15 protein-coding genes are annotated in these 19,239 nt (G+C 59.6%); all 15 read right to left on the reverse strand.

Annotation, left to right across the window (positions count from 1 at the left end; translation table 11 throughout):
- Nucleotides 1-47: 47 nt before the first annotated feature.
- Nucleotides 48-2,768, reverse strand: coding sequence for a preprotein translocase subunit SecA (secA, locus tag G5149_RS11400; RefSeq protein WP_337073398.1), 2,721 nt, complete (start codon nucleotides 2,766-2,768; stop codon nucleotides 48-50).
- Nucleotides 2,769-2,826: 58 nt separating this feature from the next.
- Entirely contained in the window at nucleotides 2,827-3,636 is an 810-nt protein-coding gene (locus G5149_RS11405; RefSeq protein WP_367949402.1) for a peptidoglycan DD-metalloendopeptidase family protein, read from the reverse strand.
- A gap of 236 nt (nucleotides 3,637-3,872) precedes the next feature.
- Nucleotides 3,873-4,796 (reverse strand): UDP-3-O-acyl-N-acetylglucosamine deacetylase, encoded by a 924-nt coding sequence (lpxC, locus tag G5149_RS11410; RefSeq protein ID WP_005336146.1) that lies wholly within the window; start codon nucleotides 4,794-4,796, stop codon nucleotides 3,873-3,875.
- A gap of 99 nt (nucleotides 4,797-4,895) precedes the next feature.
- Entirely contained in the window at nucleotides 4,896-6,047 is a 1,152-nt protein-coding gene (gene ftsZ, locus G5149_RS11415) for a cell division protein FtsZ (protein ID WP_005341691.1), read from the reverse strand.
- Between the two features lie 39 nt (nucleotides 6,048-6,086).
- Nucleotides 6,087-7,346, reverse strand: coding sequence for a cell division protein FtsA (gene ftsA, locus G5149_RS11420; RefSeq protein ID WP_005341694.1), 1,260 nt, complete (start codon nucleotides 7,344-7,346; stop codon nucleotides 6,087-6,089).
- Nucleotides 7,327-8,079: a cell division protein FtsQ/DivIB gene (locus G5149_RS11425; RefSeq protein ID WP_005341696.1), complete on the reverse strand. Its 753-nt coding sequence runs from the start codon at nucleotides 8,077-8,079 to the stop codon at nucleotides 7,327-7,329. The genes ftsA and G5149_RS11425 overlap by 20 nt, the downstream gene beginning before the upstream one ends.
- Before the next feature lie 98 nt (nucleotides 8,080-8,177).
- Entirely contained in the window at nucleotides 8,178-9,632 is a 1,455-nt protein-coding gene (murC, locus tag G5149_RS11430) for a UDP-N-acetylmuramate--L-alanine ligase (protein WP_216979981.1), read from the reverse strand.
- Nucleotides 9,633-9,743: 111 nt separating this feature from the next.
- Nucleotides 9,744-10,826, reverse strand: coding sequence for an undecaprenyldiphospho-muramoylpentapeptide beta-N-acetylglucosaminyltransferase (murG, locus tag G5149_RS11435; RefSeq protein ID WP_216979980.1), 1,083 nt, complete (start codon nucleotides 10,824-10,826; stop codon nucleotides 9,744-9,746).
- Nucleotides 10,826-12,007, reverse strand: coding sequence for a cell division protein FtsW (ftsW, locus tag G5149_RS11440; protein WP_216979979.1), 1,182 nt, complete (start codon nucleotides 12,005-12,007; stop codon nucleotides 10,826-10,828). Before ftsW ends, murG begins: the two co-directional genes overlap by 1 nt.
- Nucleotides 12,004-13,287 (reverse strand): UDP-N-acetylmuramoyl-L-alanine--D-glutamate ligase, encoded by a 1,284-nt coding sequence (gene murD / locus G5149_RS11445; protein ID WP_337073399.1) that lies wholly within the window; start codon nucleotides 13,285-13,287, stop codon nucleotides 12,004-12,006. Before murD ends, ftsW begins: the two co-directional genes overlap by 4 nt.
- 4 nt (nucleotides 13,288-13,291) lie before the next feature.
- Nucleotides 13,292-14,374, reverse strand: coding sequence for a phospho-N-acetylmuramoyl-pentapeptide-transferase (gene mraY / locus G5149_RS11450; protein ID WP_337073400.1), 1,083 nt, complete (start codon nucleotides 14,372-14,374; stop codon nucleotides 13,292-13,294).
- Nucleotides 14,368-15,723 (reverse strand): UDP-N-acetylmuramoyl-tripeptide--D-alanyl-D-alanine ligase, encoded by a 1,356-nt coding sequence (locus G5149_RS11455; RefSeq protein WP_421212467.1) that lies wholly within the window; start codon nucleotides 15,721-15,723, stop codon nucleotides 14,368-14,370. Before G5149_RS11455 ends, mraY begins: the two co-directional genes overlap by 7 nt.
- Nucleotides 15,720-17,252, reverse strand: a complete 1,533-nt coding sequence (gene murE / locus G5149_RS11460) for a UDP-N-acetylmuramoyl-L-alanyl-D-glutamate--2,6-diaminopimelate ligase (RefSeq protein WP_421212468.1) — start codon at nucleotides 17,250-17,252, stop codon at nucleotides 15,720-15,722. Before murE ends, G5149_RS11455 begins: the two co-directional genes overlap by 4 nt.
- On the reverse strand, nucleotides 17,185-18,927 hold the full coding sequence (locus G5149_RS11465) for a penicillin-binding transpeptidase domain-containing protein (protein WP_421212469.1): 1,743 nt from the start codon (nucleotides 18,925-18,927) through the stop codon (nucleotides 17,185-17,187). Before G5149_RS11465 ends, murE begins: the two co-directional genes overlap by 68 nt.
- Nucleotides 18,924-19,238 (reverse strand): cell division protein FtsL, encoded by a 315-nt coding sequence (ftsL, locus tag G5149_RS11470; protein ID WP_005336166.1) that lies wholly within the window; start codon nucleotides 19,236-19,238, stop codon nucleotides 18,924-18,926. The genes G5149_RS11465 and ftsL overlap by 4 nt, the downstream gene beginning before the upstream one ends.
- Between the last annotated feature and the right edge of the window lies 1 nt (nucleotide 19,239).

Consider the following 19,239-nt stretch of genomic DNA (forward strand, 5'->3'; position numbering starts at 1 on the left):
CAATAACAAGGCGGGCACTTAGCCCGCCTGTTATGGCATAGCGTCGATCAGGTCAACTGACCGTGGCAATGCTTGTACTTCTTGCCGGAGCCGCACGGGCAGGGATCGTTGCGGCCAACCTTCTGCTCGTCGCGTACGAAAGTGGTGTGGCCCTCTTCGCCTGCGGTCTGTTCATCGGCCAGCTGGTTCTCGGCAGCGGCGTGGGTGTAGGTACGGGGAGCGGCTTCCGCCTGCTGGCGCTGCTGCTCTTCCATCGCTTCCACATCACGCTCCTGCACCTGAACACGGCTCAGAATGCTGACCACGTCGCGCTTGAGGGTTTCCAGCATCTGGGTAAACAGATCGAAGGATTCACGCTTGTACTCCTGCTTGGGGTTCTTCTGGGCGTAGCCGCGCAGATGGATGCCCTGACGCAGGTGATCCATGGCCGCCAGATGCTCTTTCCACAAACCATCCAGAGTTTGCAGCATCACCGCCTTCTCGAAGTTGCGCAGCACCTCTTTGCCAACCAGCTCCTCCTTGTGGGCATAGAGCTTGGTGGCTTCGTCCAGAATGCGCTCGCGCAGCTTCTCTTCGTAAAGCTTGTCATCTTCCGCCAGCCACTGCTGCAGCGGCAGATCCAGCGCGAAATCGGCCTTCAGGCGCGCTTCCAGACCCGGTACATCCCACATCTCTTCCAGAGACTGGGGCGGGATATACTCATCGATCACGCTGCCGTAGACATCATCACGGATAACGTGGATGGTCTCGGAGATGTCGTTGGTATCCAGCAGCTCGTTACGCTGCTCGTACACCACCTTGCGCTGGTCGTTGGCCACGTCGTCAAACTCCAGCAAGCTCTTGCGGATGTCGAAGTTGCGACCTTCCACCTTGCGCTGGGCATTTTCGATCGCCTTGGTGACCCAGGGGTGTTCGATGGCTTCGCCCTCTTCCATGCCCAGCTTCTTCATCATGCCGGTGACGCGATCGGAAGCGAAGATCCGCATCAGGGTATCTTCCATGGAGAGGTAAAAGCGGGAGGAACCTGGGTCACCCTGACGACCGGAACGGCCGCGCAGCTGGTTGTCGATACGACGGGATTCGTGACGCTCGGTACCGATAATGTGCAGACCACCGGCGGCCAGCACGGCATCGTGGCGCACCTGCCAGGCCGCTTTCAGCTCGGCAATCTGCTCCTCGGTCGGGTTCTCCAGCTTGGCGATCTCTGCCTGCCAGTTGCCGCCCAACACGATATCGGTACCACGACCGGCCATGTTGGTGGCGATGGTGACAGCACCAGTCTGGCCTGCCTGGGCAACGATCTCCGCCTCCATGGCGTGGAACTTGGCGTTCAGTACCTGATGCGGGATCTTCTCCTTGGTCAGGATGCCGGAGAGCAGCTCTGAGTTTTCGATGGAGACGGTACCCACCAGCACCGGCTGGCCGCGCTCCACACACTCGCGAATATCCTTGACGATGGCAGCATACTTCTCATTGGCGGTCAGGTAGACCAGATCGCCCATGTCCTTGCGCACCATCGGCTTGTTGGTCGGGATAACCACGGTATCCAGGCCATAAATCTGTTGGAATTCAAAGGCTTCGGTATCTGCAGTACCGGTCATCCCCGCCAGCTTGTTGTAGAGACGGAAGTAGTTCTGGAAGGTGATAGATGCCAGCGTCTGGTTCTCGTTCTGGATCTTCACCCCTTCCTTTGCTTCAACGGCCTGATGCAGACCATCGGACCAGCGACGACCCGGCATGGTACGACCGGTGTGCTCATCGACGATGACGATCTCGTCCTTCTGGACGATGTAGTCCACATTGCGCTCGAACAGGGTATGAGCACGCAGACCGGCGTTGACGTGGTGCAGCAGGCTGATGTTTGAGGCGGAGAACAGGGAGTCGTTCTCGTCCAGCAGCCCCTCTTTCTTGAGCAGCTCTTCCACGAAGATCTGGCCGTTTTCGGTCAGCAGGGCCTGACGGTTCTTCTCGTCCACCGTGTAGTGACCGTCACCGGTGTACTCTTCGGTGTCTTCCTTGTCCTGCTTGACCAGCAGCGGGATCAGCTTGTTGACGCGAATATAGAGCTCTGAGCTGTCTTCGGCCGGGCCGGAGATGATGAGCGGAGTACGGGCTTCATCGATAAGCACCGAGTCAACCTCGTCCACCAGCGCGTAGTTAAGCGGGCGCTGTACGCGCTGCTCCGGCGAGAACGCCATGTTGTCACGCAGGTAGTCGAAACCGAATTCGTTGTTGGTACCGTAGGTGATATCGGCAGCGTAGGCGTCACGCTTCTGGGACGCATCCATGCCGGGCACGTTGCACGCAACGGTCATGCCGAGGAAAGCAAACAGCGGACGGTTAGCTTCCGCATCACGCTTGGCCAAGTAGTCGTTCACGGTCACCACGTGCACGCCACGACCGCTCAGGGCATTCAGGTAGGCCGGCAGGGTCGCGGTCAGGGTCTTACCTTCACCTGTCTTCATTTCTGCAATGCGGTTGGAGTTCAGCACCATACCGCCGATCAGCTGTACGTCGAAGTGACGCATGCCGAACACCCGCTTGGAGGCTTCACGCACAGTCGCGAACGCTTCCGGCAGCAACTGCTCCAGAGTCTCGCCCTGCTCGATACGCTGACGGTATTCAGCCGTTTTGGCCTGCAACTCGGAATCGGAGAGAGCCTCGAACTGCGGCTCCATGGCATTGATCTGTTTTACAATTTTGCGCAAAGCCTTGAGCGTTCTGTCGTTCCGGCTGCCGATAATCTTGGTAAGCAGTGTGCTAATCATGGGTACCAACTATTTCTGGTTATAAAAGCGTTCCGTCACTGGAACTGAAGAAAAAAACCTAACCCCGGCTGGCACTGAGAAAGCGTGCGGGGTTGACCTGACGACCGTCTTTCAACACTTCGTAATGCAAATGGACACCGGTCGCACGACCGGTACGTCCCATCAAGGCAATCTTCTGACCCTGATCAACCATGGTGCCCACCTCGACCAGCAACCTGGAGTTGTGGGCATAGCGGGTGACAAGGCCATTGCCGTGATTAATCTCCACCATATTGCCAAATTCCGGATGACGGCCCGCCCAGCTGACAATGCCAGGCCCGGTGGCCAGAATCGGGGTTCCGGGTTTGCCACGGAAATCGACCCCTTTGTGCATCTTGGCACGCCCGTTGAACGGATCGACCCGTCCACCAAACCCGGACGAGACCCAAACTCGCTCTTGTTTGACTGGCGTGCCGGAAATAAAACCGGCATCGGTGATATGGTGATTCATGATGAAAGATTCAAGTACCGACAGCTGCTCTTCACGGCTGCTGAGCTGCTGGCTGAGGTGTTTCATCGAGGCTTGCAGCTCGTTGAGGCTCACTTCCAGATCTTCATCATAAGAAGGTCCGCCCATGGGGGGCAGCTCTTTGAAATTGAACTCGTCGGGGTCGAGATCGGCCTGCTCGGTCAATCGTTCGCCGAGGGCATTGAGACGGCCAAGCTGGCCTTGCATGGTGCCCACCTGAGCAGCCAACATTGCCAACTGTTCACGGGCTTCGTCGCCACTCTGGTCGACGGACTGTTGCTCGGCAACGGCAAGCGCTACTTCCAGCGCCTCCATTTTCTGGTGCCAACTCTGCCAAAGCCAACCACCACCAAGTGCCAACAGGGAGAGGAGAATACCGCCGACCCAGGCCAGACGTTGTTTGGGCAGGTGCAACTTGCGTCGCTGCTTGCCGTGGAGGATCAGGGTAATGCTCATAGAAATCAGTCTGCTCGGTCAGGTGCGGCCAAGAGCCTGCACGGGAAATAAAACCGGGAGATAATCGGTATTAAAGGATGGAGTAAACAAATGACGGAACGTCGGTGCGGAGAGAGGACCGACGTTCCGTTGCATAGCTATCAGGCCAGAACCAGACCGTTATCGTAGTAAGCGATAGGCGCTTTGTCGCCCTCACCCTCGAAGGTCACCAGTTCCCAAGCCTCCTGCTCGGCCAGCAAGGCACGCAGCAGTTTGTTGTTCAGGGCATGTCCGGTCTTGTAGGCACGGAACTCACCGATGATGCTGCGGTTACACATATAGAGGTCACCGATCGCGTCCAGCATCTTGTGCTTGACGAACTCGTCCTCATAACGCAAACCGTCTTCGTTCAGCACCCGATAGTCATCCAGTACCACGGCGTTTTCCAGGCTTCCGCCCAGCGCCAGGTTCTGGGAACGCAGGTACTCGATATCACGCATGAACCCGAAGGTACGGGCACGGCTGATCTCTTTCACGAAGGAAGCACCGGAGAAGTCCAGTACGCAACGCTGATTGCGCCCTTCAAAGACCGGATGCTGGAAGTCGATCTCGAGATCCATTTTGAAGCCGTTGCGATAGGGGTGGAATTCCGCCCACTTGTCGCCGTCTTCAACCCGGATGCTCTTCTTGATCCGCACAAACTGCTTGGCCGCATTTTGCTCACGGATCCCGACTTCCTGCAGCAGGTAGATAAAGGGATGCGCACTGCCATCCATCACCGGGATCTCGGGCGCGTCAACCTCGACATAGAGGTTGTCGATCCCCATCCCAGCCAGCGCGGCGGAGAGGTGCTCAATGGTAGAGACCCGGACACCGGCTTCGTTGACCAGAGCGGTACAGAGAACGGTATCGCGCACCTGATCGGCATTGGCTGGCAGCTCCACCACAGGATTCAGATCGGTACGCAAGTAAACGATCCCTGTGTTCACAGGTGCCGGACGGAATGTCATGGTGACTTTCCGGCCCGAATGCAGGCCGACACCAGTCGCCTGTACACTCGTTTTCAAGGTTCTTTGTCTAATCATGGGTGTACCCTAAACAGCTTAAAATCCGGACCAGATGGTCGTTGGCAGGCCATCTTAGCACATTCCTTAAGCAACAGACAAACAAGCCTCATCAGAGGCTTAGTCTGCCTGCTTGCGCAGGAACGCCGGAATATCCAGATAATCCGGTTCACGACGGGCTTGCGGCTCGGCGTTGACCACCTTGGCCGGCGCTTCGTCCATCACGCGGCCTTGCATCATGTCACTGACCAGCGGCTGACGCACCGGGCGCTCTTGCACCTGGCTGCTCTTGACTAGCGTGATGTCCGGCTTGCGCTCGGCACCGATACCGGTCGCAACCACGGTCACACGCAGTTCGTCGTGCATTTCCGGATCGATTACGGTACCCACTACCACAGTGGCGTTCTCGGAAGCGAAGGCCTTGACCGCGTTACCCACGGTTTCGAACTCTTCAATGGTCATGTCCATGCCAGCAGTGATGTTGACCAGGATGCCGCGGGCACCGGCCAGATCCACATCTTCCAGCAGCGGGCTGGAGATGGCTTTCTCGGCCGCTTCTTCGGCACGGTCATCACCGGAGGCAGAACCGGTACCCATCATGGCGGTACCCATTTCGCGCATCACGGTACGTACGTCCGCGAAGTCGACGTTGATCAAGCCCGGACGGGTGATCAGCTCGGCAATGCCCTGTACCGCACCAAGCAGTACATCGTTGGCCGCCTTGAAGGCGTCCAGCAGGGAGATGCCGCGACCCAGCACCTTCAGCAACTTGTCGTTGGGGATGGTGATCAGGGAGTCAACATTTTTGGAGAGCTCTTCGATACCGTGCGCGGCGAAGCCCATCCGCTTCTTCCCTTCGAAGGAGAACGGCTTGGTCACTACAGCAACGGTCAGGATGCCCATCTCGCGCGCCACTTCGGCCACGATCGGCGCAGCACCGGTACCGGTACCACCCCCCATACCAGCGGCGATAAACACCATGTCGGAACCGGTCAGCAGCTCACGCAGTGCTTCGCGATCTTCCATGGCCGCATCACGACCCACTTCGGGATTGGCACCCGCCCCCAGACCCTTGGTAATACCACTACCGATCTGCAGAGTGGTGTTGGCACTGGAGTTACGCAGTGCCTGGGCGTCGGTGTTGACGGTGATGAACTCGACACCTTCGATGTTTTGACGAACCATGTGTTCGACAGCGTTGCCGCCGCCGCCACCTACACCGATCACTTTAATGACGGCTTCGTCAGTGTGGCTATCCATAAATTCAAACATGTTGTCTCTCCGCTTTATTTGCCTGACTCAGCAAAATTCTTAGAACTCGCCACGCAGCCAGTTGCTGACCCGTTTGACCAGGCCACCGACGCTTGCCTTGGCGGCATATTCTTTGTTGCTACCTGTTGCCTGATGGGTACGGCCATACTGCAGCAACCCGACTGCGGTCGAGTACACCGGTGCCTGCACGTAATCACTCAGACCACGAATATTCATGGGCTCCCCTACCCTGACCTGACACTGGAAGATCTGCTCTGCACACTCCACAATGCCTTCAATCTGGGCAGCGCCGCCGGTCAAGACCACACCGGCTGCCAGCTGATGCTTGACCCCCTGCGCTTTCAACTCGCTTTGTACCCGCACCAGCTCATCATTCACCATGGAGAGCAACTCGGTGTAACGGGGCTCAATCACTTCAGCCAGTGTCTGCCGCTGCAGGCTGCGCGCCGGACGGCCGCCGACACTGGGCACTTCAATATTGTCTTCCTTGCTGACCAGACGACCGAGGGCACAGCCGTAGCGCACCTTGATCGCTTCTGCGTCGAGCGGCGGCGTACCGAAGGCGTAGGCGATGTCGCTGGTTACAGTGCTGCCAGCGTACGGGATCACCTTGGTGTGGCGCAGTGCGCCGCCGGTAAACAGCGACATGTCCATAGTGCCGCCACCGATGTCCACCACGCAGACCCCCAGCTCTTTCTCGTCTTCAGTCAACACTGCGTAGCTGGATGCCAGCGCAGAGAAGATCAGTTGATCGACCCGCAGCCCTACCTTCTCGACACACTTCTCGATGTTGCGAGCCATGTCGTTATGGCAGGTGATGAGATGCACCTTGGCCGCCATCCGCACGCCGGAGAGGCCGACCGGATTCTTGATCCCTTCCTGATAGTCGATGGCAAACTCCTGGGGCAGCACGTGCAGCACACGCAGCTCGTCGGAGAGGCGAACCGACTTGGCGGTGTGGATCACGTTGTCCACATCCTCCTGGGTCACCTCCTCATCGGAGATGGGCACCATGCCGGTCTCGTTGCGGCAGTCGATATGCTTGCCGGACAACCCCAGATAAACCGAGCTGATCTGGCAATCCGCCATCATCTCGGCCTCTTCCACCGCACGGCGCAGTGACTTGACCACGGAATCGAGGTCGTTGACCCCTCCCTTCTCCATCCCGCGGGAGGCGTGACTGCCCATACCGATGACGTTCAGTTCACCGTCCGGCAATACTTCCCCAACCAGAACCGCCACCTTGGTTGTGCCGATATCCAGTCCGACAATCAAATTCCTATCTGCGGTGTTGGTCATGCACTTTCTCTTCGCTCTTCTTCCAGCCAACTGCCACACCGGTATCGTATCGAAGATCCACATACGCAACCTGCGAACGGGGTTCGATAACCGGGAAGGCATCGATAAACCGCTGCAACCTGAGCGCTATGTCGTTACGCCCCAGAAACAGCTTGATATTGCCATCCAGGGTCAGTTCCCAGGCATGGCGGGGGGTCAGATTCACCCCCAACAACTTGTATCCCTTGGCCGCCAGCTGCGCTTCGTACTGCCGACTCTCTTTCAACACCATGGCGGCCTGGTCATCCGGCCCAGACAACTGCAACAGCGATGTCTTGACCCGATCCGGCGCACTGAACACCTTGCCCTTGGTGTTGACGAAGCGGTTGCCATTCCAGCGCGCCGCCACATCCTGTTCCGTCAGGTAAACCTTGATCTTGTTCGGCCACTTCTTGCGTACCGATACCGAGGCTACCCATGGCAAGGCATTAAGCCGTGCTTGCAATTCGTTGACATCCAACTCGAAGAAGTTGCGTGACTCGGCACCATCCAGCACGGCCAGTCGCAGCTCTTCGGTTTCCAGATACTGGTGTTGCCCCTGCAGCAACAGCTCGCTCATGGGCAACCGGTTGGCATCTGTCAGCCAACCTTTAACATCCAGCGCAGTCCGGTAGCAGCCCCATATCACCAGCAGGAAAAACATCACGCCTACGATGAAGCCGCCCTTGGTGCGCCCCTGTGCCCTTGCCTCCACCCGCTCGATCCCCGTGTAACGCGCTAAACCGGCCTTTTGACAGACCGGTTCGCCATTATATAGGCCCCGGCTTGGCGGTCAAAATACTCATTGGGCCCTCAGGCACCAGATTTCATGCTATCTATGCGCAATTTCATTTCGCCGAGACGACGGGCAAGTGCCCCAACGTTCCCCGCCCCCTGAGTCAGCACCAAATCCCCCTCACCAATCACGTCGGCCAGCACGACAGGTACGTCATCTGGCGTGGCGACGAAGATGGGTTCCAGGTTGCCACGCGAGCGAATGGAGCGACACAGAGCCCGTCCATCAGCCCCCGGGATCGGATCCTCACCGGCAGCATAAACCTCCAGCATCACCAGTACATCTACCTTGGAGAGCACATCTGCGAAGTCCTCGTAGAGGTCTCGGGTGCGGGTATAACGGTGCGGCTGGAACACCATTACCAGACGCTTCTCGGGCCAACCGGCACGAGCAGCGTTGATGGTGACCTTCACTTCGCTCGGGTGGTGACCGTAATCATCCACCAGCATGGCCTTGCCGCGCCCGGTTTCGAACTCGCCATACTGCTGGAAGCGACGGCCAACCCCTTCAAACTTGGCCAGCGCACGGATGATGGCCTCGTCGCTAACCCCGTCTTCAGTCGCGACAGCTATCGCCGCGGCAGCGTTCAAGGCATTGTGGATCCCCGGCAAGTTGAGGGTAACCTGCAGTTCGCCCGCCTCTTTGCGACGCACCCGGAAGCTGCTGTGGTTGGTGGTCTGGACAAAATCCAATACCTGCACGTCAGCGTCGTCAGAGAGACCATAAGTCAAGGTCGGACGAGCAATCTCCGGCAACATACCACGGATCACCGGATCATCGATGCAGACTACCGCCAGCCCGTAGAAGGGCAGGTTGTGCAGAAACTCGATAAAGGTGGCCTTCAGCCTGGAGAAGTCACCGCCGTAGGTGTCCATGTGATCCGCTTCAATGTTGGTCACGATAGAGACCATCGGCTGCAGATGCAGGAAGGAGGCGTCACTTTCGTCTGCTTCGGCAATCAGATAGCGGCTGCTGCCCAGACGGGCATTGGTGCCGGCACTGTTGAGCAAGCCACCGATAACGAAGGTCGGATCGCGGTCGGCTTCGGCATAGATGCTCGCCACCAGACTGGTGGTGGTGGTCTTGCCGTGTGTGCCGGCAATGGCGATGCCGTGACGGAAACGCATCAACTCAGCCAACATCTCGGCGCGACGCACCACCGGGATACGTAGCTCGCGGGCAGCCAGCAGCTCCGGGTTGTCCTGTTTGATGGCGGTGGAGACCACCACCACGCTGGCACCCTCGACGTGCACGGCACTATGACCGACAAAAATGTGGGCGCCCAGTCCTGCCAACCGTTCGGTCACTGCATTGCGACCCAAGTCAGAACCTGTCACCTGATACCCTTCGTTGGCAAGCACTTCGGCGATTCCGCCCATACCAGCACCACCGATGCCGATAAAGTGGATGCGACGCACGCGGCGCATTTCGGGGATCACAGTACGCAGTTTTGCCAGTTCAACCTTGGTCATAATCGTCTCTTTAGTCTGCCGCAGGCAATGTGCCGTCAAAGCGCGGCTGCACGGCGGCATCAATACATACAGGTACAAGGCTGCACGGTGTCACCGCTGCAACCTTGCTCATCAATCTTTACCACTCTGCCCACTGGCGAGCTGTTTGCACTCATCTGCAACCCGCTCGGCCGCATCTGTGATGGCAACGCGACGAGCCGCTTTCGCCATGTTAAACAGGGTCTCCCGGCGACCAGCCAGCCAGGTCAGGCGTGCCGCGAGTGAGGTTGTGTTCAGCTCGGACTGGGGCAGGAACTCGGCCGCACCGCCGTCGACCAGGGTCAAGGCGTTACGGGTCTGGTGATCATCCACCGCATGGGGAAGCGGCACGAAAATGGCTGCTACCCCGGCGGCGGCCACCTCGGATACCGTCAGTGCTCCCGCCCGGCAGACCACCAGATCTGCCCAGGCGTAGGCGCCAGCCATATCCTTGATAAATTCACTTACCTCGGCCTTGATACCGTGCTGGGCATAGGCAGCAGATACTGTCTCGGCATTGCCCTTGCCACACTGGTGACGCACCTCGATAGGCACACCAGCCGCAGCGACTGCAGCGGGTACCTGCTGGTTGAGCACGCGGGCACCCAGGCTACCACCAACGATCAGCAGATGCAGCGGCTCGGCTTCGCTGCGCAGCTGCGGATCCGGCAGGGCAACCACTTCGGGACGCACCGGATTGCCGACCACAGCGGTGCGGCGGCTCGGCGCGAAGGCGCCCGGAAATGCCATCAGCACCCGCTTGGCAATACGCGCCAGCAGCTTGTTAGTCATGCCTGCAGCAGCATTCTGCTCATGGAGCAGCAACGGGATGCCAGAGAACCAGGCAGCCACGCCCCCTGGACCGGAGGCAAAGCCCCCCATACCGAGCACCACATCAGGGCGAACGGTCTTGAGCACCTGACGCGCCTGCAAGATGGATTTGACGATACGATAGGGCGCCGCCAGCAGCCGCTTGATGCCGTTGCCACGCACCCCCTGAATATCGATAAAGGAGATGGGATAACCATGGGCGGGCACCAGCTCCGCCTCCATCCGGTCCGCCGTCCCCAGCCAGTGGACAGTCCAGCCCTGCTCCCTCAGTCGATCAGCCACGGCCAGACCGGGAAAGACATGCCCCCCGGTACCACCGGCCATCACCAACAGCGTCTTGCTCACTAAACCTCCCGCACCCGCGCCTGGGCAGTCGCCTGACGCAACTCAAAATCGATTCGAATCAACATGCTCACCGCCACTGTCATGATGATGAGACTCGAGCCACCGTAACTGACCAGCGGCAGGGTCAAGCCCTTGGTCGGCATCATGCCGCTGGCCGCGCCGACGTTGACGAAAGTCTGGAAACTGAACCAGATGCCGATACCGATAGCCAGATAGCCATCATAAAGGCGGTCGGCTTGCAGGGCGCGATGCCCCAGCTTCAACGCCTTGATCGCCAACGCAAAGATGAGACACAGGGCGCCCAGTACCCCAACGTAACCCAGCTCTTCGCCGAGGATCGCAAACACAAAGTCGGTATGCGCTTCCGGCAGGTACTCCATCTTCTGGATGGAGTTGCCGAGCCCCTCGCCAAACCAGCTGCCACGGCCAAACGCCATCAGCGACTGGGTCAACTGGTAGCCACTGCCAAACGGATCGGCCCAGGGATCCATAAAAGAGGTCACCCGACGCATCCGGTAGGGCTCGACGATGATCAGCATGATCACCCCGCCAAGACCGCCACCGATGAGGATCATGAACTGCCACAGTTTGGCGCCAGCCAGAAACAGCATGCCGAACGAGGTGACGAACATCACCACGGTCGACCCCAGATCCGGTTGCAACAGCAACAGGATCGCCAGCACCCCGAATACCGCCAGGGGTTTCAGGAAGCCAAGCCAGGCTTCACGCACCTCGTTCTGACGCCGCACCAGATAACCGGCCAGATAGACGAATAGCGCCAGCTTGCCAAACTCGGCCGGCTGCAGGTTGAACGGGCCCAGTGGCAGCCAGCGCACCGCACCGTTGACATTGCGCCCGACCACCAGCACCAGTACCAGCAGCAGAATGGCCAGCAACAGCATGGGTCCGTTGTACTCCTGCCAGCGCGCCATCGGCACCTGCAACACAAACCAGGAGATACCGAGCGCCATCACCAGAAACATGGCGTGACGCTTCACAAACATGAAGGGATCATCCCCCAGGGAGATCCCCTCCGGGATCGAAGCTGATGCCACGATCACCACCCCGACCGCCATCAGGGAGAGCGCCAGCAACACCAACTGCCGGTCATAGAGGCCGGCAGGGCGCGTCGGCAATAGCCAGCGCTGGAACAGACCTGCGGCTGCGCGAAGGGCATTCATAGCGCCATCACCATCTCGGTAAAGCGATCGCCACGCACCTCGAACGACTTGAACTGATCCAGGCTGGCACAGGCTGGCGCCAGCAGCACCCAGTCACCGGGCTTGGCATCGGCCGCCGCTTTGGCAACCGCAGCGGCCAGGTCGGCCACCCGTTCGGTCTGCTCGCCCAGAGCCAGCAGCACCTCGGCATCCTGACCGAAGCAGTACATGTGATCGATCTGGTTGCCCAGCAGCGCCTGGATCGGGCCAAAGTCCTGCCCCTTGCCCTGACCACCGGCCAGCAGCAACAGGCGCCCCTTGACCGATTCACGCACACCGGCAACGGCAGCTAGCGTAGCTCCCACGTTGGTGGCTTTGGAGTCGTTGATCCAGCGCACCCCGTTCACTTCGCGCACGAAACGGGCACGGTGGGGCAAGCCTTCAAAGCGGCGCAGCACGGTGAGCTGGGCAGCGCGGGGAATGCCGACCGCATCGCACAGCGCCATGGCGGCCAGCGCGTTGGCCTGATTGTGTGCGCCGACGATCTTCATCTCGTCCACCGCCAGCAGCGGCTCGCCGTGCAGGGTCAACCAGTAGCGGCCATCCAGCAGGCAGCGGCCATAGCCATTGCAGTCAAGACCGAAGCTCTGCCACACCTGACCCACATCGGGCAAAGTCTGGGGATCGTCGCGATTGACCAGAATGTGTTTGGAGTGCTGATGGATCTCCATCTTGGCGGCACGGTAGTCGGCCATACCCTGATAGCGATCCATGTGATCTTCAGAGAGGTTCAGCACCACAGAGGCGGCAGCACACAGGCTGTGAGTGGTCTCCAGCTGGAAGCTGGAGAGCTCCAGTACGCAGAGATCCATCGGCTGCTTGAGCAGCTCCAGCGCAGGCGTGCCGATATTGCCGCCCACGCCCACCTTGAGCCCGGCTTCGGCAATCATCTCACCCACCAGAGTAGTGACTGTGCTCTTGCCATTGGAACCTGTGATGGCGATGACCGGTGTCTCGGTCTCGCGAACGAACAACTCTATATCGCCGACTATCTGTACACCACACTCGGCAGCCGCTTTCAATTCAGGGGTAGCCAGGGCAATGCCCGGACTCGCTACAATCATGTGCGCCTGTTTGAGTCGCTCACCATCCAGCCCGTGAATGAGTTCCACCTCGGCAGGCAGTTGATCCTTGCCGGGCGGGTTGGCACGGGTATCCATCACCAGTGGCGTCACGCCACGGCCGAGGAAGTAGTCGACGCAGGAAAGTCCGGTTTTGCCCAATCCGATGATGATGACCATGGCCTTACCTCACCTTCAGGGTGGCAAGACCCAGCAGCACCAGCACGAGGGTGATGATCCAGAAGCGCACGATAACGCGCGGCTCCGGCCAGCCCTTCTTCTCGTAGTGGTGATGGATCGGCGCCATGCGGAAGATCCGCACGCCGCGCAGCTTGTAAGACCCCACCTGCAGAATCACCGAAACGGTCTCCATCACGAAGACGCCGCCCATGATCACCAGCAGGAACTCCTGACGGACCAACACGGCGATGGTACCGAGCGCGCCGCCCAGTGCCAGGGAACCAACGTCCCCCATGAATACTTGCGCCGGATAGGTGTTGAACCAGAGGAAACCCAGACCAGCCCCGACGATGGCGGTACAGACGATCACCAGCTCGGAGGTATAGGGCACGTAGGGAATGTGCAGGTAGTTGGCAAAGTTGACGTTACCGGTAGCCCAGGCGATTAGGGCAAAGCCCCCCGCCACCATCACGGTCGGCATGATGGCCAGGCCATCGAGACCGTCGGTCAGGTTGACCGCATTGGAGGTACCGACGATGACAAAGTAGGTCAGCACGATAAACATCAGGCCAAGCTGCGGCATCACATCCTTGAGGAAAGGCACCACCAGCTGGGTCTGTCCCTCATGGGTTGCAGTCGCATAGAGGAACACAGCCACCGCCAGCGCTACCGCGGATTGCCAGAAATACTTCCAGCGTGCGATCAGGCCGTCGGTATTCTTGCGCACCACCTTGAGGTAGTCGTCGGCAAAGCCGATGGCGCCGTAGGTACCCAGCACAAACAGCACCAGCCAGACATAGGGGTTGTCGAGGCGGCACCAGAGCAGCACAGACGTGAAAATCGCAGCAATGATCATCAGGCCACCCATAGTCGGGGTGCCCCGCTTGCTGAGGTGGGACTCGGGACCATCGTTGCGAATCACCTGACCGAATTTCAGGATCTGCAGGCGACGGATCAGGCGTGGCCCCATCCAGAGGGCAACCCCCAGTCCGGTGATGATCGACAGGATGGCGCGAAACGTCAGGTAGGAGAAGACGTTGAAGAAGGTGAAGTGCGGGGTGAGCAGTTCGGCCAGCCAGACTAGCATGTGGCTGACTCCTGATGGCCTTTGACCATCTCGACGATATCTTCCATGCGGGAGCCACGGGCCCCCTTGACCAGAATCGAAATTTCCTGATGTGTATTTATCATTTGCGCAAGCACTTCAAACAACGACGCCTTGTTATCGAAATGTCGGCCCACCGCGGCATCTGCGGTGTGGCGACTCTCTTCCCCCACTGTCAGCACGGCATCCAGACCGCGCTCGCGGGCATGACGGCCAACCCGGGCATGTTGCTCGGCAGACTCCTCACCCAGTTCCCGCATATCACCGAACACCAGCACCTTGAAGCCGCTCATGGCGGTCAGGGCATCGATGCCCGCCAGCACGGATTCCACGCTAGCATTGTAGGTATCATCCACCAGGGTCAGACCGCCCCAGCGCTGCACGCAGAAGCGCCCCTTGACCGGCGCCATCTGCTCCAGCCCCGCCTTGACGGAGCCGAGGGATGCGCCGAGGGCCAGACAGCCCGCGGCAGCAGCCAACGCATTGGCCACGTTGTGGCGACCTGGGATCGCCAGAGTCAGGCTCAGCTCGCCTTGCGGGGTTACCATCACGAACTCGGCGCAACCTTGTTCGTTGAGTACAAGGTTGCGCGCGTGGAACGGCTGACTCTGATCTTCGATGGAGAAGGCGCACTGAATGCCACGCTCACGCCACTTAGGCCAGAATTCGTTGTCGGCGTTGACGATGGCGGTGCCACCCTCGCTCAAGCCCTCAAAGATTTCGCTCTTGGCGTGGAACACCCCTTCCAGCGAGCCGAAGCCCTCCAGATGGGCCGCCGCCACGTTGTTGATGATGGCGGCATCGGGTTTGGCCAGTGAAGTAGTCCAGGCTATCTCACCCGGATGGTTGGCACCCAGCTCCATCACTGCAAACTTGTGTTGCGGTTCGAGGCGCAGCAGGGTGAGCGGCACGCCCACCTCGTTGTTGAAGTTACCAGCGGTGGCCAGCACCTCTCCTTCATGACGCAGGATGGCGGTGGCCATCTCCTTCACCGTGGTCTTGCCGCAGCTGCCAGTGATAGCCAGCACTTTAGGGTTGATGCGCTCACGCACCAGTCTGCCGAGATGGCCCAGCTCCTTGAGGGTATCGGCTACCACCAGTTGGGGAATGGCCAGCGGCAGTTCGTGCTCGACCAGCAGGGCAGAGGCCCCTGCAGCCAGCGCCTGATCGCAAAAGTCGTGGGCATCGAAGCGCTCGCCGCGCAGTGCAACAAACAGAGCGCCAGCACCCAGAGTACGGGTATCGGTGCTGACTGCAGTAATCTCGCCATCTTCACCAATCAGACGGGCATCGAGTACCTGCGCCAGGTCGGCAAGCCTGAGGGTCATCATTTGAATGACTCCAATAATGTGTGCAAGGCGGCAGCGACGGTTTCCCGGTCGCTGTAGTGCCGCTTGTCGGTTCCAATGATCTGATAATCCTCGTGACCCTTACCGGCCACCAGGATGATGTCCTGCTTGCTCGCCTGACCGATGGCCAGCGCAATCGCCTTGACCCGGTCGTGCTCCACCTGCACCGCAGCAGGATCGCGAAGACCCGCCACCATGTCGGCCATGATCCGGGCCGGCTCCTCGGTACGGGGATTGTCGTCGGTCAGGATCACGCGATCCGCATACTGCTCGGCCATGGCGGCCATCATGGGGCGCTTGCCGCGATCGCGGTCGCCACCACAGCCTACCAGGCACCAGAGCTGGCCTGTGCAGTGCACCCGCAGGGCCTGCAATGCCTTCTCCAGTGCATCCGGGGTGTGGGCGTAATCGACCACCGCCAGCGGCGTATCGCCACCGCCAAAACACTCCATGCGGCCGGTCACCGGCTGCAATTTCGGGGCAGTTGCCAGCAGCTCGTTGAAGTCATAACCAAGCACCAGCATCACGCCCATCGCGGCCAGCACATTGCTGACGTTGAAGCGCCCGAGCAAGGGGGCGGATAATACACCATTCCCCCAGCTGGAGTTAATCTGCGCGCGAAAACCTTGCTGGTGAAAATCGAGCTGCTGCGCCGTTAATTGACGGCCAGAATGGTGTTCAATCGGGCCATTAACGCTGAACGCCACCGCTAAGGGATATTTTTCGAGCCACTTGGCACCCAACGCGTCATCGCGGTTGATCACCGCATTCGACTCATCAACCAGCTGCAGCAACTGCTCTTTGGCCGCGCCATAGGCTTCCATGGTGCCGTGGTAGTCGAGGTGATCTCGGCTCAGATTGGTGAAAGCCGCGGCGGCAAAGGGCAAAGCTGCCACACGGTGCTGTACCAGACCGTGGCTGGAGACCTCCATCGCCACCAGATCCGCGCCCTGTTCTTGCAGCGCAGCCAGATTGGCTTGCACCTGCACGGCGCTGCCGGTGGTGTTTTCCGCTTCGATCAAATTGCCAAACAGGCCGTTGCCGATGGTGCCCATCACACCCGCCTTGCCACCCAGCAGGGTGCGCCAGTTGGCGACCAGCAGTGCCGTAGTGCTCTTGCCGTTGGTGCCGGTGATCCCGACCAGATCCAATTTTTGGGCTGGCTGATCGTAGAAATAGCCCGCAAGAGCAGAGAGGTGAGCGGGCAGATCCCGCATCCCGATACAGGGAACCGGAGTCGATGGTGGGATAAATTCACCATCCTCCTCAAACACAACAGCGGTCGCTCCCTGAGCCACCGCCTGTTCGATAAACCGTCTGCCATCCACCTGATGACCACGAATGGCCACGAAGAGCGAGCCGGGGCCAACCCGCCGACTATCCAGCTGGATATCGGTCAGGATGAGCGCCGGCGCCTGGATACCGAAGGGGCGCAGTAATGCATCAAGTGCGCGGGACAAGAGAAGCCTCCGTACGGGCAAGTTTGGTGGGCACCGCTGGCGGCACCGCATCGGGACGAATATTGAAGAGCTGCAGCACCCCGCCCATGGCCTCTGCAAACGGTGGGGTCGCCACGGCGCCGCCATAATAGGCGCTGCCTTTTGGCTCGTTGATCACCACCACCATGACGAAACGGGGATCACTGGCGGGTGCGAAACCGGCAAACCAGGCCATGTAATCCTTGCCATAGCCACCGGCGACGGCGACCTTGGCGGTACCACTCTTGCCACCGACCCGATAGCCCGGGATCTTGGCTTTTGGAATGGCGTTGTCGACCACATACTCCAGCGCCTGCAACATGGCAGCGGCGTTGTTGTGATCAATAACTTGCTCACCCTTGGGCGGCGTAGTCACCTTGACGATGGAGAGCGGCACCCGCTTGCCCTTGTTGGCCAGGGTGGCGTAGGCGGAAGCCAGCTGCAGCGGGGTGACTCGCAGACCATAACCGAACGAGAGGGTTGCCCGCTCGATATCGGACCAGCGACGACGCTGGGGCAGCATGCCGCTGCTCTCGCCCATCAGCCCGCTGCCGGTATCCATGCCGAAACCGAACATGCTGAGGGTATTGATCATCTCCTGCGCCGGCATCCGCAGCGCGATGCGCGACATACCGATGTTGGAGGAGTAGCGCAGGATATCGTAGAGGTTGGTCGCCTTGTGGATACTGACGTCCTTGATCTGCTTGGCACCGATAAAGAGCGGCCCACCGGGAATGAAATCTTTCCAGCTGGTGACCCCTGCCTGCAAGGCACTGAGCAAAATCAATGGCTTGACGGTAGAGCCCGGTTCGTAGGTATCGGTCACCACCCGGTTGCGTACCCGGAAGCTCTGATACTGGCCGCGGTTGTTCGGGTTATAGGAGGGGGTGTTGACCATGGCGAGTACTTCACCGGTCTTGATATCCAGCATCACCATGGAGCCGGAGGTCGCCTTGTTCTCGTCGGTTGCCCGCTTGAGGGCACGGTAGGCCAGAGCCTGCACCCGCTGATCGATACTGAGCTGCAGATCGTTGGCATTCTTGCCCTCTTTGACGATGCCAAGCCGCTCGATGACGCGCCCCTGACGATCCTTGCGCACCCGCATTTCGCCGGGCGTCGCCGTCAGCCACTCGTTGTAACTGCGCTCAATCCCTTCAATACCGCTGCCATCGATGTTGGTCACCCCCACCAGATGGGCACTGATTTCGCCGGTCGGATAGAAGCGGCGTGACTCGGGACGCAGATAGACGCCACCCAGCTTGAGCCCCTTGATATATTCCGCCACCGCAGGAGTAACCTGACGCTGCAGATAGACGAAGCGCTTGCTGGGGTTGGCGATGCGGTGTTTGAGGGTATTGATGTCGAGCTTGAGCACGGCGGAGAGCGCCAGCCAGGCTCGCTCATTATTGATGGCACCGGACTCGTGTACCGTCTTGGGATCGGCCCAGACCGCTTCGACCGGCACAGAAACCGCCAGCTGCTCGCCGTTGCGATCGGTGATCATACCGCGCACCGCCTGGGTAGAGGTGGTACGCAGGGAGCGCATGTCACCCTCCTGACGCAGACGATCCGGATTGATCACCTGGATCCAGGCCAGACGCAGGATCAGACCCACAAACGCGATGCCGATAAACACCGCAAGCGTGCGAAAGCGCCACGGATAGATCGATGGCGCTTTGGCAGCTTTGGCTGTAGCCTTGCGTTTCATGGTTGGGTAATTACCTTCTCGGTGGTCACCAGCGGACGACCCATTTGCAACTTGTCCATCGCCAGACTCGCCACCCGGGAGTGTTCAGCCAGGGTGCCCTGCTCCAGCAGCAGGTGGCGCCATTCGATATTGAGGCGATCCTCTTCCGCCATCAGATCGTTCTGCTTGGCCGTCAGACCACGGGTCATGTTGGTCACCAGGATCACGGCAAACGCGGTCACCAGCACGGCGACCGACAGAAAAATCTGCAGCTTGTGCCGCCAGAGATCGGCAACGATCTCCTTGGCCAGATGAACACGCACTTCGCTCATC

Source organism: Aeromonas sp. 600479 (assembly GCF_049175515.1).
GTDB lineage: Bacteria > Pseudomonadota > Gammaproteobacteria > Enterobacterales > Aeromonadaceae > Aeromonas > Aeromonas veronii_A.

Excerpts from the sequence above, each read along its gene's own strand:
- G5149_RS11465 (WP_421212469.1), bottom strand. The coding sequence starts at position 18,927 with ATGAAACGCAAGGCTACAGCCAAAGCTGCCAAAGCGCCATCGATCTAT.
- lpxC (WP_005336146.1), bottom strand. The coding sequence starts at position 4,796 with ATGATTAGACAAAGAACCTTGAAAACGAGTGTACAGGCGACTGGTGTC.
- mraY (WP_337073400.1), bottom strand. The coding sequence starts at position 14,374 with ATGCTAGTCTGGCTGGCCGAACTGCTCACCCCGCACTTCACCTTCTTC.
- murE (WP_421212468.1), bottom strand. The coding sequence starts at position 17,252 with ATGCGGTGCCGCCAGCGGTGCCCACCAAACTTGCCCGTACGGAGGCTT.
- ftsZ (WP_005341691.1), bottom strand. The coding sequence starts at position 6,047 with ATGTTTGAATTTATGGATAGCCACACTGACGAAGCCGTCATTAAAGTG.
- ftsA (WP_005341694.1), bottom strand. The coding sequence starts at position 7,346 with ATGACCAACACCGCAGATAGGAATTTGATTGTCGGACTGGATATCGGC.
- ftsW (WP_216979979.1), bottom strand. The coding sequence starts at position 12,007 with ATGAATGCCCTTCGCGCAGCCGCAGGTCTGTTCCAGCGCTGGCTATTG.
- ftsL (WP_005336166.1), bottom strand. The coding sequence starts at position 19,238 with ATGAGCGAAGTGCGTGTTCATCTGGCCAAGGAGATCGTTGCCGATCTC.
- G5149_RS11455 (WP_421212467.1), bottom strand. The coding sequence starts at position 15,723 with ATGATGACCCTCAGGCTTGCCGACCTGGCGCAGGTACTCGATGCCCGT.
- murD (WP_337073399.1), bottom strand. The coding sequence starts at position 13,287 with ATGGTCATCATCATCGGATTGGGCAAAACCGGACTTTCCTGCGTCGAC.
- murC (WP_216979981.1), bottom strand. The coding sequence starts at position 9,632 with ATGACCAAGGTTGAACTGGCAAAACTGCGTACTGTGATCCCCGAAATG.
- secA (WP_337073398.1), bottom strand. The coding sequence starts at position 2,768 with ATGATTAGCACACTGCTTACCAAGATTATCGGCAGCCGGAACGACAGA.